Raw genomic sequence first — 13,807 nt, forward strand, 5'->3', positions numbered from 1 at the left:
GGGCAACAAAAGATTGTACCTGACCATTTGCGTAGCTTAGGGGCACGCCCAAATTCTTTTAAACAACATAAATCATACCCGTTTACGTAAGGATTTTCCTTTTGAATCTTATTTTTGTAATTAATGAGCAGTTTCGACCATAAAACAGCATTAACCGCTATACCACATAAGCCGGGTGTGTACCAATATTGGGATGCAGATGGCAAGTTAATGTACATTGGCAAGGCAAAAGATCTGCGTAACCGGGTAGGTTCTTATTTTAATAGCGACAGGAACCAATTTAATGGAAAAACCAGAGTGTTGGTTTCGAAGATCCGCAAAATTACCTTTACCATTGTTGATACCGAGATTGATGCCTGGTTACTTGAAAACAGCTTAATTAAAAAGCATCAGCCCAAATTCAATATTAATTTAAAGGATGATAAAACTTATCCATGGATTATTATTAAAAATGAAAACTACCCCCGCATTTACTGGACAAGGAAAGTAATTAAAGATGGATCGACCTATTTTGGCCCCTACGGTTCAATAGGCATGATGCACACCATACTGGACCTTATTAAGGAAACCTATGCTTTACGTACCTGCAGTTTGCCTTTAAATGATAAAAATATTGCCGAAGGGAAATTTAAAGTTTGCCTCGAATATCAGATTGGCAATTGCAAAGGCCCTTGTCAGGCCTATCAAACGGAAAGCGATTACGATAAAAACATTGCTGAAATAAAGGAGATTCTAAACGGGAAGATTGGCAATGTAATCCGCGATGTAAAATCGACAATAAAATCGGCCGCAGAGGATTTAAACTTTGAGCTGGCGCATCAATATGCTCGCAGATTAGAGGTTTTAGAGAAATACCAGAGCAAATCAACTGTAGTAAACAGCGCCATTACCAATGTGGATGTGGTGAGTATTGCATCGGATGAACGCTACGCTTTTGTGAACTACCTGAAGGTGATGAATGGAACCATTATCCAAACGCAAACGATTGAGGTTAAAAAGCAACTGGATGAGAGCGACGATGAAATTATGACGCTCGCTATGCTTGATTTCAGGAGCAAATTTAACAGCACCTCGAAAGAAATTATTGTTCCATTTGAACCTTCACTTGAAGATGAAAGCCTGCGTTTTACTGTACCTAAACTGGGCGAGAAGAAAAAGCTTTTAGAACTTTCGCAAAAGAACGTCCTCTTCTTTAAAAAAGAAAAACTAAACCAATACGAAAAGCTAAACCCCGATTTACGTACCGACCGAATTTTAACAACCATGCAAAAGGACTTGCGTTTAACGCAGTTGCCCAAACATATCGAGTGTTTTGATAACTCCAACTTTCAAGGGAAATATCCGGTTTCGGCCATTGTAGTATTTAAAGATGCCAAACCATCCAAAAAAGACTACCGGCACTTTAATGTAAAAACGGTGGAAGGGCCAAACGATTTCGCTACTATGGAAGAAGCTGTTTTCCGTCGCTACAGGCGCATGTTGGATGAAAACCAAACTTTGCCCCAACTCATCATTATTGATGGCGGTAAAGGCCAGCTATCATCGGCTGTGAAGAGTTTAAAACTGTTGGGCATCGAAAACCGGGTAACTGTAATTGGTATTGCCAAACGCCTGGAAGAATTATTCTATCCCGGCGATTCATATCCGCTATATCTGGATAAAAAATCGGAAACCTTAAAAGTGATTCAGCAGCTGCGTGATGAAGCCCACCGTTTTGGTATTACTTTCCACCGCAAAAAACGCGATCAGGGAACGTTAAAAACCGAACTCGAGCAGATTGAAGGCATTGGCAAAACCACCGCTGATAAATTGCTTACACATTTTAAATCGGTTAAAAAGATTAAAGAGGCTACCGAAAAGCAACTGGCCGAAGTGCTGAACAAAAAACAAGTGCAAACCTTATTGGCACACTTTAAAGAAGCGTAAATTCATCTTGTAAAAGATGAAAGACAATAACGTAAAAATATTAACACTAAATTAATCTGAATTGCGCATAGCTTAAATATTTTCTCAATAAATTAGGGGTGTTAATACAAGTAAACATCTATCCCTATTTTACATGAATAACAGCATCCTGGCAACAATTACCAAACTCTTATTGGGCGTATTGTACTTTACCGAATCAGAAAGCCCTTTTAAAGCGGCCAACTGGGGCAAAATTACTCCTGCAGAACTATTGCAAAAAATTGCAGCAGAATACCATTCAGTCCCACAAAACTTAAAACAGGTGGAACACGCTGCATTTTTTAACCATCTTACTTCAAAGGTAGATGCAGCTGATGCACCTACGGTAGAAAATGCTCGTAAAATAGAAGCATTTTATTCGACTTTAAAGCAAAACCTTTCCAACCTACAGGTAATCAGAGTAGAGGGAGCAAGCAGAATACCTGTACTCATAACCGGCTATTTAGCTGATGGCACTTGTATCTTAATCGAAACATTTGCGGTCGAAACCTGAGAAATTAATCCCATCCATTAAATAATCCCAAACTAAACATGAAAGCATTAAAAAAATTAAGCTTACTGGCAGTGCTATGCCTTGGTCTGGCTGCCTGTAAAAAAGAAAACCAGCCACAACCAGAAACAAACCTTTTTGAACAGAAACTAAACAGCAAAGCAGCTACGGCGGGTACCCAGACCATAGTGGCTGGTTTCCCCGAAAATTTTGAGACGGGAGCAAAAGGCAGCTATGCTGTAGCATCGGTTACTTTAAGCAGCGGCAGCTGGAGTCTTGATGATGCCTTAATCGGTAACCTTGCTGCTGACGCAAAAAACGGTAGTCAATCGGTACGCATCCGTAACACAGGTATCCTGAGCATGAATTTTGATGTAAACGGAGCTGATGTGGTAACCATTGCCCATGCCAAATACGGTACCGATGCCAATAGTACCTGGCAGCTCTGGTACTCTACCAACAGTGGTTCGAGCTGGCAACAATCGGGTAGCACCATAACCAGTAGCGCCACAACATTATCAACCGCAACCTTTAACACTGCTATTTCCGGAAATGTACGTTTCCAGATCCGTAAAATAAGTGGTGGTACTGCACGCATCAATATTGATGATTTCAGCATCTCTACCGGAGATGGAACAACCACGCCTCCAACTACGCCCGGCGATAATAGCCACCTTCTAATGGGTAACCCAAGCAATGCTGTTGCCAGTACTTCTTATCCTGAAAATTACCTGATGGAGCGTACTTATTACAGCAGCTCTTATAGCAAAAGCAGAGGTACTCCAAACTGGGTAAGCTGGCATATCGGTTCATCTGATTTAGGTTCAACGCCTCGTCAGGATGATTTCAGAGCAGACAATACTTTACCCACAGGTTGGTACCAGGTATCAAACAGCAGCTATTCGGGGTCAGGTTTTGACCGCGGACACAACTGTCCTTCGGCTGATAGAACTGCATCAGTTGCAGCAAACTCGTCTACCTTTTTGATGAGTAATATGATGCCACAGGCACCTAATAATAATCAGGGGCCATGGGCTGATCTTGAAAATTACACCCGTTCACTGGTAACGGCTGGTAACGAAGTTTATGTTATTTGTGGCTCTTATGGTTCGGGCGGTACCGGAAGTAACGGCGGCATTACCTATACCATTGATAATGGTCGGATAAACGTTCCGTCTAACACCTGGAAAGTAATTGTAGTACTTCCTAATGGCAATAACGATTTAAGTCGCGTTACTTCAGCAACAAGGGTTATTACGGTAAATATGCCAAATACAAACGGTTTAAATACCAACTGGAAAACTTATCGCACTACCGTTAATGCAGTAGAATCTGCAACAGGTTATGATATTTTATCAAATGTACCTACAGCTGTGCAAAATGTAATAGAAGCAGTTACTGACAATCAGTAGATAAGGCTTAATTATTTCAATAAAAGCGGTAATCCATCAGTTTGGGTTACCGCTTTTGTTCTTTATATAATTTGTGTATCCTAGTCGTCTCGGCCTCATTACTGTTCCCTATCGTTAATAAAAGCGTCGTTATCTCGACTAGAAGGCAGTGGAATGGGGAGATCTATCTCGTGACAGATTTCTCGACTACGTTGCACTTCGCTCTAATTGACGCTGAGGAGAAAGGCACACATCACAAACATAAAAGCTCCGATTTTCATCGGAGCTTTTATAAGATTAGTATTCCCAAAGACCTTGTTCGTAATCCAGAACCGATTTTTTAATCCGTTCAGATTCGTAAAGTCTTTCTCTTGGGTCTGTTATAATATCTCTGATTTTATTATCACCAGGATTTGATTCCTTAACAATATAGCTGCTAAATAAACGACGGATAAAGAAATCGTCGAAACTTAAGTTAGAAGCATCATTATTGGTGTTAATTAAACGTTTCTTGGTTAAAAGCTCTCTTGCTTCTGTGTAATACACCCAGAATACAGGTTGCCATTGTTTAGAAACCTCATTGAATTTTAAAGGTGCTATACCTACAATACGTGGTTCGAAAATAGAACGTTTGGTATCAAAAATCCAATCTTCCTTAATTCTGAATTTTAAGAATAGTTCGGGATTAAAATCGTTCACTACCGTTGTAACTGTACCTGTTTTATTGTTTGATACCTCTGCTGTTCCTAAAGCCGATTTTGCAGCCGAATCAGGAGTCATAGGGTTGTTAAATGCATCATCCTCATTCAGGGCGCTATCAATCGGCGAATAAGCTGTTAATTCTCCCGTTTTAATAGCAGAAACCAAAACATCAATTAACCTCGATTTTGGTGATCTTAATGCAGAGTTAACAGTATCACGCAAATCAATTTCTCTCCAGATACGCTTTGCATAAAACACATCTTCTTCTCTCACATCTGCTAAAGGTACCATTTCGGTACTATCAATGTCCTTACGGGCATAGAAGCCGTCCTTAGGTGGAACCTTAAGTTTCTTTTTAACTGTTTTAACAGGAGCTTTCACCGTATCTACTACAGGAGCAGCCGCCACGGGCGCAGGCTTTTTAGGTGCTAATTTAGTTGGCTTTTTTTGTGCAAAAGCAAACGTGGTTAACAACACTAAAATAGCAATACTTAAAATCCTTTTCATCTTCTTCTTATTTAACACTAAATGCTAATGAAGGTAAAATTTTCTGACGGCCATCAGGACCGATAGAAACAATATCTTCAAAAAATACTCTTGTACCTGGAGTAACCGAGTTAATAGCACCTTTTACGGCACCTGCAAAACTGCCACCACTTCCGGCAATAGTAACCGCATCTGAACGTGGTTTAATAATGGTTACTTTATAACGCTGTATTTTAAACTTAACATCAAAAGGGAAATCATCTAAATCCGCCTCAATCTCGGTCTCGCTTTTCAATTGTACTGAAGCAACATCTCCACCTGCACGGCCGCCAACTTTAGCTACAGGAGTTGGAATACCTTTAACCCTGAATTTCTGAGCACCTAAACTAACTGTTTTACCAGCATTATTTGCAGATACGTTGATTGATACTTCTGAACCAACCAGGCTACCCGGAACGTTAACATTAAAGTTTCCGTTACCACCCGACATTGAACCACCCGAAATAGAAGCTTTAATACTTTCTAGCGGGAAACCTGCCGCCGATACCGTAAATGGATTCGGAATACCTGCATAAATTACATTCAATTTGGTAGAAGTAACAGATGCTGATGGTTTTGCCACCTGATAGGTTTGTGGTTGCGTTTTGTATTCTTTTACTTGTCCATCAGTTTGACGAACACGGATAGTACCTACCCAGGTAAACTGACCTACACTGCTTGTTCCGCCGGTGTAAGTACCTTTACCCTCTTTAACTGATAATTTACTTCCGTTAACCGTAATATCAGGAGTTGATCTCGAATCGCTTGCTGTTAAAAATACTTCGGCAGTATAGGGCTGGCCTTGAATTACGTAAGAGGTAGGAGCTACTGCAACTGCCGCAAACTGATCCAAGTTTACTTGTGCTTTATCCATATTTCCGAACAATTTTTTCACAACCTCTGCTTCAGCGTTTTTAGTATCTGTTTGCAGTTTGGTTAAAATCGTCATTGCAGCAGTTAATGGGGTACCTTCACCAAAGTAGGTTTCCTGCCAGTTTCCTTTTCTTTTTCTTACAGGATCTTTAGCTTCAAGAGAGAAAGCAACACCAGCTCTGTCTGCAGGATCTAATAAAGAGATTAATTTCTCGCGTGTAGCGTTAATCTTATCCTTCAATTTATCAGCCTCTTTTTTATTGATCATGATATTTTGTGCAATATCCTGATTCGATCTGTTTACCAGGTCGCCGGTTTCCGGATCAATTCCATCGCCTGCTTGTGTAAACTGTTTTTTAATACCTTCTATGTAGTTATTTAATTCATCGGCCGCTGCCTTAGCTTGTTGTGCCTTTTCATAAATAGGCTGTGCACGGGCTGGCTCTTCTTTCAATTTCGAATTTTCGAAAGCAGAAAATAACTGGTTAATGCTGGTATTTACGTTATTTTTAGAGGTATCCAAACTATCATTGATATTTTTGAATGCATCTAAAATGGTATCTGATACGTTTAAGGCAAGCATAGCTAACAATACCAAATACATGATATTGATCATCCGCTGCCTTGTTGTTTCTTTTCCGCCTGCCATGTTTGATGTAGCTTTTCTTTAAAAATTAAAAACTAAACAAATTATACACGTGGGCTGTTCATAGCCGATAACATATTGCCATAAATTGCATTAAGCGATGATAAGTTTTTAGCTAACTTGTTCACCTCTTCTTTAAACTGTTTCGAATCTTCCATCGATTCGTTAAAGTTCTGCATGGTTAATGATAAGTTCGAATAGAATTTATTCATCGATTTTAAATGCGCGCTCGAATCTTGTAATTCAAGTTCGTACACTGCGTTTAATGCCGACAAGTTTTTAGCTAAATTATTTACCTGATCGTGATAAGCTTGCGAATCAACATTACTTTCTCCCATGGCTTTTAAGTTAGCGGTAGCTTTTTCGAAAGATGCACTTAAGTTATCGAATCCCGCTGATGCAGTTTTAATTTTACCGGTAAATTCGTTGGTAGCAGTAGAAGCGTCAGCAACATTTGAAATGGTGGCAACTTTATCGCCAAATGTACGCAAGCCTGTTCCTAAGCTTTCAATCAATTCAGGGCCAATTTTAGCATCAGATAACATTTTATCTAAAGCAGCAGTGTTTGATGATCCTACTGCAGCTACTGGTCTGGCTGAAGCTTTTGGCAATTCACCAGCGAAATCAGATCTTAATTCTGGATAAACTCTTTCCCATGCTGGTTCTGGTTCTGGCGGAAAGAAACCGGTTAAAAAGAATAGAATTGATTCAACCCCAAGACCAATACCGATCATATAGTTTCCAAATATTCCACCAATGTGTAATATTTTAAATAACGCTCCAATAATTACAATACTTGCTCCCCATGAAATCGCTACGTGTAACCAGCCTGGTTGTTTTTTTGCTGCCATAAAATTTTGATGTTTTTCTTTAGTTTTTAGTTTGTTTGGTTTAACGTCTTAAGTCGGTACCCGGGTAAGATGAAACGCATCTGAAACCGATATATGATCTCTGGGTATCCTGATATTCGTATGTTGCTACGGCATTCTGTAAAAAGTAACCTGTATCTTTCCACGAACCACCTTTTACTACTTTGCGTTTTTTGTATTTGCTGTCGGTAGCACCTGCATCGTAAGTAAAGTTAGGGTTCAAATCGTGCAATAATGGGCTAGCGCCTTTGTTGTACGCGGTAATGGTCCATTCTGATACGTTTCCGGCCATGTTGTAAAGACCATAATCGTTAGGAAAATAAGATCTTACACCTACAGTATAAATACCACCATCGCTCGAGTAATCGCCACGGCCTGGTTTAAAGTTGGCTTGTAAACATCCTTTTGTATTTCTGATATACGGACCACCCCAAGGGTATTTGGTTTTGGTGTTACCACCTCTTGCCGCATATTCAAATTCAGTTTCAGCTGGTAATCTGTAATCAGAGCGCGATCCTACTGGCAATTTACGGGCTGTAGCTACGCCATCATACAATTTGGTTCTCCAGTGAGAGAAAGCTTTTGCCTGCTCCCAGCTTACACCTACAACCGGATAATCATCATACGAAGGGTGATTGTAATAACCACGAACCATTGGATCATTCTGTGAGTAAGAGTAGTCTGTTTTCCAAACCATGGTATCAGGATAAATGGCAACGGTAAAACGGTCTATATAATCCTGACGTTTGCTGTTTGGATCTTTGTGGCCTAAAGCAGCTTTCTCCATATTTAACTCTGCGTAGGTGTACTCAAACTTACGCACATCAAATTCTTTCCTTCCCGGAAGTGCATCTAAACCTGAATAGTACATACCATCCAACTGGCTCGCTTGTGCTCCTGCGCCACCTCTTCCCCTGTTTTTCCATATATTGGCACCATTCGGTCCAACCTTTCTCCAGTCGATAAATCTATCTCCACCAACGGCTGCAGCTGCATTTCCCCTCGGTGTCATCATAAACTGTTGTGGGTTACCCATCATGGCAATCGCAATCGAATCGCGTACCCAATTGGTAAACTGGCGATATTCTGCATTGGAGATTTCGGTCTGATCCATATAGAATGCACTAATAGTGGTCATTCTACCTGGCAAGTTCTGAGAAAATGTGATATCCTCATCCGCTGCGCCAAGTACGGTATGCCCTGGTGGGATATATACCATTCCTAGCGGGATTCTATCGTTTTTAAATTTCCGGTTATAAGCACCAACCAGTTCGCCCTGGCCACCATGACCACAACTCGCTAACATTAATGATATACCTACAATAGTTAGAAGGTAAATTTTCTTCATATTTTTTATAGTGTGCAAAGCACGATAAGGGAGCAATTTTATCAAAAATCACTGAAATTATCAACAAAAGCAAATATTTTACATTAAATCATTGCGCTAAGGCAATTAAAGTTAGATTAACAGTTTACCCGCACCTAATTCTTATTGCACAAAAAATGCGTAACTCTCTTAATAACAGCAAAGTTACGCATTTATTGTATTGACTTAAAATAAATTATTAAACGTATTATTTATTAGATATTTTGATATAGTTCTCAATAGCCATAGTCATAGATGGCACACCTGGAGTTGGTGCGGCAATATCTACAATGAGATCCATATCCGTACAGGCTTTACTGGTGTTGGTTCCGAAGGCTGCGATACGGGTATTATTCTGCTTAAAATCTGGGAAATTTTTAAACAACGACTGAATACTTGACGGGCTAAAAAAGGCGATTACATCGTAAAATACCTCGGCCAGGTCAGACAAATCACTAACCACAGTTCTAAACAGAACAGCAGGAGTGAAATTATAGCCACTTTTCTCCAAAAACTTCATCGTATCCTCAGTTGCTACATCAGAACAAGGGTACAAAAACTTCTCGTTTGCATGTTTTTTAAGCACTTCGGCTAAATCAGCAGCAGTTTGCTTACCAAAAAAGATCTTACGTTTTCTGTACTGAATATACTTTTGAAGATATAACGCAATGGTTTCAGAAAGACAGAAATATTTTAATTCTGCCGGCACTTCGTAACGCATTTCTTCGCAAATTCTAAAAAAATGATCTGCTGCATTGCGGCTGGTAAAAATAACCGCAGTAAAATCAGCCAGGTTAACTTTATCCTTCCTAAAGTCTCTTGCGGGTACGCCTTCAACATGGATGAATGACCTAAAATCGACTTTTAGGTTGTGCTTTTTAGCCAAATCGTAATAAGGAGATTTTTCAGTTTCAGGTTTTGGTAAAGTAACCAAAATACTTTTTACTTTGCGGATTCTAGAGTCGTTCTTTTCTTGCATTTTCCTTTTTCCTGCTACAGCCCTATCGTTTTAATTAGTATTAGGATAGGACATATTTCGAGGGCGCAAAAGTACAAAATTAAATGCATTCTAGAAAACTTATTATTAGAAAGTATCGTTATACCCGCCCTTAGCAGTTGGAATGCAAAAATAATGCCTAACAGTAAGAATGCCAATCCAATATACACTTCGCCGTATTTAAGTGGCGTAAGGGCAAATGCGATTACCAGCGGGATAAAAAGTAGCGATGCATTGAAATAACTGAGGTATAAAATGGAGATATATTCGCCTACAGGCTTCTGTACATTAAACAGATACCCCAGAAAGCGCAGAATAATTAGTTTCAATGCATAAAAAACAATAATGGTAATGGATATACTGAAGAAAAACTTAAAACCATCTTTAGCCTGATACATGTCGTTCCACTGGGCTACCAGAAAAAAGAACATGCCAAAAACAAAGCCAAACTGTACAAAAAGCAGCAAAAATGGCCACGAACTGAACAGGTTATCTTCTTTATTGATGTTATTTAAAATCCGGTTGCTAAAAAACGATTGAACAATTGCAGATAACTGCTTATAGAATGCATTTTTTAAAACGGCAAAAATGATAAGCATGCCAAAAATAAAGCCCAGCAAGCCCAAATTTCCCTTAGGTATTTTTGTCCCGAGTTGATAAGGGTTTACCTTTTTCTTTAAATGCTGGTATTTTTTTTGCCAGGCCAGTAAATCTAACTTTGTAGAAAGGTATTCTCGCTCAATAGTATCCAACAGCGCATTTTTATTGATCTGACTATCGGCCAGTACCCATGTATGGCGCATAATTGAATCGGTTACAAATTTCTGCCTGGCCAGCGTTGCTGAATCGGGTCGGTATCGTTTATATTGAACCGGAACTACAACTGCGCTATCTGTTTGCAAGGGAATTTGCTGCGCTGCAAGAAAATTTGCAGAACATAAAAACGCGAACAAAATGAAAATGAATCTCGGCATGCTGTAAATCAAAACTTAAGAATGCAAAAGTAGTCGAATAATCATTGTTTACCTAAAGAAAATAAATGGATTTAGAATATGCTGTATCTTTGCAGCAATGTCTGGTATCTATATTCATATTCCCTTTTGTAAAAAGGCCTGTCACTATTGCGACTTTCATTTCAGCACTTCATTAAAGTATGCCGATGAAATGGTGGAAGCAATTTGTAAGGAAATTAAAATAAAAAAGGATCGGATTAGCGGACAGGTAGGCAGCATTTATTTGGGTGGAGGAACGCCTTCTATCCTATCACAACAGGCACTTCAAAAGATTTTTGACACCATTAACCATACTTTTTCGGTTGATGTTAGTGCAGAAATCACTATCGAAACCAATCCCGATGATTTAACCAGCCAGAAGCTAAAAGAACTGAAACAGCTGCCAGTTAACCGCTTTAGTGTAGGCATACAATCGTTTTTCGATGAAGATCTCATCTGGATGAATCGTGCGCACAAAGCCATGGAAGCTGAAGATTGTATCAGGAGAAGCCAGGATGCAGGATTTGAAAACCTAACGCTCGATTTGATTTATGGTTATCCGCTCTTAACCGACCAGAAATGGACCAGCAACATCCAAAAAGCAATTGAATTAGAAGTTCCACATATTTCTGCCTATGCCTTAACCGTTGAGCCAAGAACTGCTTTGGCGCACGCCATTAAAAACAAAAAGCAGGCACCCGTAAGCGATAACCAAAGTGCTGCCCAATTTGTAATTTTAATGGAAAAACTGGTTGAAGCCGGATTTGAACATTACGAGATTTCGAATTTTGCAAAACCCGGCCACTATGCGGTGCACAACACCAATTACTGGAGAGGAGTTGATTATATTGGTATTGGCCCCTCGGCCCATGGTTTTGACGGACAAAACCGCTACATGAACCCTGCAAACAATGCTTTGTTTATTGAAACTCTGGCCGCTAACAAACTTCCCGAAATAATAGAAGAACTTAGCCTGAACGATAGGTTTAATGAATACATGATGACCTCATTAAGGACCATGTGGGGAACAGACCTCGAAAAAATAAGTACCGATTTTGGGAAAGTTTTTTTAGAAGAAACTAAATACAACCTTAAAAATTTCGAGGATAAAGATTGGCTGATTATAGAGGGTGATAAAATCCGATTAACTGAAACAGGGAAGCTCTTTGCCGACCACATTGCTTCGGAATTATTTATAGTAGAAAATTAAGAGAGAATGACCAAATTTTGAATGATTGAATGCTAAACATTACCCTATCAACCAGTAAATCAATCTCTAATTCAATAACTTGATCATTCATTAATTAAAAATATATGTCGAAAATTGTATGGATTACGGGTGCCTCATCCGGTATTGGAGAAGCCCTGGCTTACGAATATTTTAAAGCTGGCAATAAACTGATTATCTCTGGCAGAAACCGTGATGAGTTGTTCCGCGTAAAAGGAAACTGTCAAAATTCTTTTAACGTGCACGTGTTGCCCTTCGATTTGAATGAAACTGAAACACTGGAAAATAAAGCTGGAGATGCTATCCGCATTTTCGGAAAAATAGATCTGCTTATCAACAGCGGAGGCGTTAGTCAGCGGAGTTTAGCTTTAGAAACGAGCCTTCAAACCGAGCAACAGATTATGAGCACCAATTTTTGGGGAACCGTTGTTCTGAGTAAGGCAGTTTTACCTTTAATGATCGCTAATGGCGGCGGACAAATTGTGATTATCAGTAGCCTGGTTGGTAAATTCGGCACAAAACTGCGGTCTGCCTATGCTGCATCAAAACACGCGTTGCATGGCTATTTCGATTCGCTCCGGTCGGAAGTTTATGATCAGAACATCGATATTACGATTATCTGCCCTGGCTTTATCAAAACGCAGGTTACTTACAATGCGCTTACTGCTGATGGACAACCCTTGAATAAAATGGGCGATGCGCATGAAAACGCGATGAGCCCTGTTGATTGTGCTGTACAGATTGTAAAGGCCATTACCAATAAAAAAGAAGAGGTTTACATTGGAGGTAAAGAGACGAAGGCCGTATTATTAAAGCGCTTTTTCCCTAAGTTTTTTTCAAAGAAAATAAAGACAGCTAAAGTAAATTAAGAATAGCATTAACGATAAGGCTTAAGATTGGCTAAGGTCTTCATAAAAGTTTCTCTAGGCTGTGCAACCTTTATGAATTCTATAGGTAACTGGGTTTTTAAACAACGCTTCAACCCTTAAAAGAATAATTTTAAACAACTCAAAATCAATTGATTAAACTTTTATTTTCATTTCTAAAAACCAAGTATCTGCAAGCCAACGTAAATGGAATCAAACAACAGAAACTTAAAAAATAGAAATAATGAAAAACTTAATCTTATCAGTATTTGCCGTTATTACAATGGCTTTTACAACACAGGTTTACGCTCAAAAAAATCCGATGGTTGGTGGAGCAGCAATGTACCCAACTAAAGATATTGTAGATAATGCGGTGAATTCAAAAGACCACACTACCTTGGTTGCAGCGGTTAAAGCAGCTGGCTTGGTAGAGACTTTAAAAAGCGCTGGCCCTTTTACTGTTTTTGCCCCAACAAATGCAGCGTTTGACAAACTTCCTGCCGGAACGGTAGAAACTTTAGTAAAACCAGAAAACAAAGCAACACTTACCAGCATTTTAACTTACCACGTTGTTGCAAGTAAAATGGATAGTAAAGCCATTGCAAAAGCAATTAAAGCAGGTGGAGGCAAAGCAGAGCTTACAACAGTTCAGGGTGGTAAACTTTGGGCATGGATGGAAAACAAGAAATTGGTTTTAAAAGACGAAAAAGGCGGTATGAGCACAGTAACGATTGCCGATGTTTATCAAAAAAATGGTGTTATCCACGTAGTTGACGCTGTTTTAATGCCTAAATAATATTTATAAATCCTTATGATCAGCATAAAACGATCTGGCCACGGTCAGATCGTTTTTGGTATAAAAACCATTACTTTATTTAACGTATATCGTTTAAATCC

At 39.3% G+C, this 13,807-nt stretch carries 12 protein-coding genes; 6 read left to right on the plus strand and 6 right to left on the minus strand.

Annotation, left to right across the window (positions count from 1 at the left end):
- The first annotated feature begins 123 nt into the window (after positions 1-123).
- The 3 genes from uvrC to DBR40_RS15055 all read left to right on the plus strand — a co-directional run bounded on the left by uvrC (position 124) and on the right by DBR40_RS15055 (position 3,867).
- Entirely contained in the window at positions 124-1,926 is a 1,803-nt protein-coding gene (gene uvrC / locus DBR40_RS15045) for an excinuclease ABC subunit UvrC (protein ID WP_124560575.1), read from the plus strand.
- A 133-nt stretch (positions 1,927-2,059) separates the two neighbouring features.
- Positions 2,060-2,458 carry a nuclease A inhibitor family protein gene (locus DBR40_RS15050; protein ID WP_124560576.1) on the plus strand — a complete coding sequence of 133 codons (399 nt, stop codon included), beginning with the start codon at positions 2,060-2,062 and terminating at the stop codon, positions 2,456-2,458.
- A 38-nt stretch (positions 2,459-2,496) separates the two neighbouring features.
- Positions 2,497-3,867, plus strand: a complete 1,371-nt coding sequence (locus DBR40_RS15055; RefSeq protein ID WP_124560577.1) for a DNA/RNA non-specific endonuclease — start codon at positions 2,497-2,499, stop codon at positions 3,865-3,867.
- Between the two features lie 276 nt (positions 3,868-4,143).
- Here the strand turns inward: DBR40_RS15055 and gldN are convergent, their stop codons facing one another.
- The 6 genes from gldN to DBR40_RS15085 form a co-directional block, all read right to left on the minus strand.
- Complete coding sequence (gene gldN, locus DBR40_RS15060; RefSeq protein WP_199748355.1) at positions 4,144-5,055, minus strand: gliding motility protein GldN; 912 nt, start codon at positions 5,053-5,055, stop codon at positions 4,144-4,146.
- Positions 5,056-5,062: 7 nt separating this feature from the next.
- Positions 5,063-6,595 carry a gliding motility protein GldM gene (gene gldM, locus DBR40_RS15065; RefSeq protein WP_124560579.1) on the minus strand — a complete coding sequence of 511 codons (1,533 nt, stop codon included), beginning with the start codon at positions 6,593-6,595 and terminating at the stop codon, positions 5,063-5,065.
- Positions 6,596-6,636: 41 nt separating this feature from the next.
- Entirely contained in the window at positions 6,637-7,443 is an 807-nt protein-coding gene (gldL, locus tag DBR40_RS15070; protein ID WP_124560580.1) for a gliding motility protein GldL, read from the minus strand.
- Between the two features lie 40 nt (positions 7,444-7,483).
- On the minus strand, positions 7,484-8,809 hold the full coding sequence (locus DBR40_RS15075) for an SUMF1/EgtB/PvdO family nonheme iron enzyme (RefSeq protein WP_124560581.1): 1,326 nt from the start codon (positions 8,807-8,809) through the stop codon (positions 7,484-7,486).
- A gap of 226 nt (positions 8,810-9,035) precedes the next feature.
- Positions 9,036-9,806: a uroporphyrinogen-III synthase gene (locus tag DBR40_RS15080; protein WP_039471348.1), complete on the minus strand. Its 771-nt coding sequence runs from the start codon at positions 9,804-9,806 to the stop codon at positions 9,036-9,038.
- A 14-nt stretch (positions 9,807-9,820) separates the two neighbouring features.
- Complete coding sequence (locus DBR40_RS15085) at positions 9,821-10,798, minus strand: DUF4271 domain-containing protein (protein WP_124560582.1); 978 nt, start codon at positions 10,796-10,798, stop codon at positions 9,821-9,823.
- Positions 10,799-10,895: 97 nt separating this feature from the next.
- Here DBR40_RS15085 and hemW point away from each other — a divergent pair, with 97 nt between their 5' ends.
- From hemW to DBR40_RS15100, 3 genes are all read left to right on the plus strand, one after another.
- On the plus strand, positions 10,896-12,026 hold the full coding sequence (hemW, locus tag DBR40_RS15090) for a radical SAM family heme chaperone HemW (protein WP_124560583.1): 1,131 nt from the start codon (positions 10,896-10,898) through the stop codon (positions 12,024-12,026).
- 104 nt (positions 12,027-12,130) lie between these two features.
- Positions 12,131-12,913, plus strand: coding sequence for an SDR family oxidoreductase (locus DBR40_RS15095; protein ID WP_124560584.1), 783 nt, complete (start codon positions 12,131-12,133; stop codon positions 12,911-12,913).
- Between the two features lie 241 nt (positions 12,914-13,154).
- Entirely contained in the window at positions 13,155-13,706 is a 552-nt protein-coding gene (locus DBR40_RS15100) for a fasciclin domain-containing protein (RefSeq protein WP_124560585.1), read from the plus strand.
- The last annotated feature ends 101 nt before the right edge of the window (positions 13,707-13,807 follow it).

This window comes from Pedobacter sp. KBW01 (assembly GCF_003852395.1).
Lineage (GTDB): Bacteria > Bacteroidota > Bacteroidia > Sphingobacteriales > Sphingobacteriaceae > Pedobacter.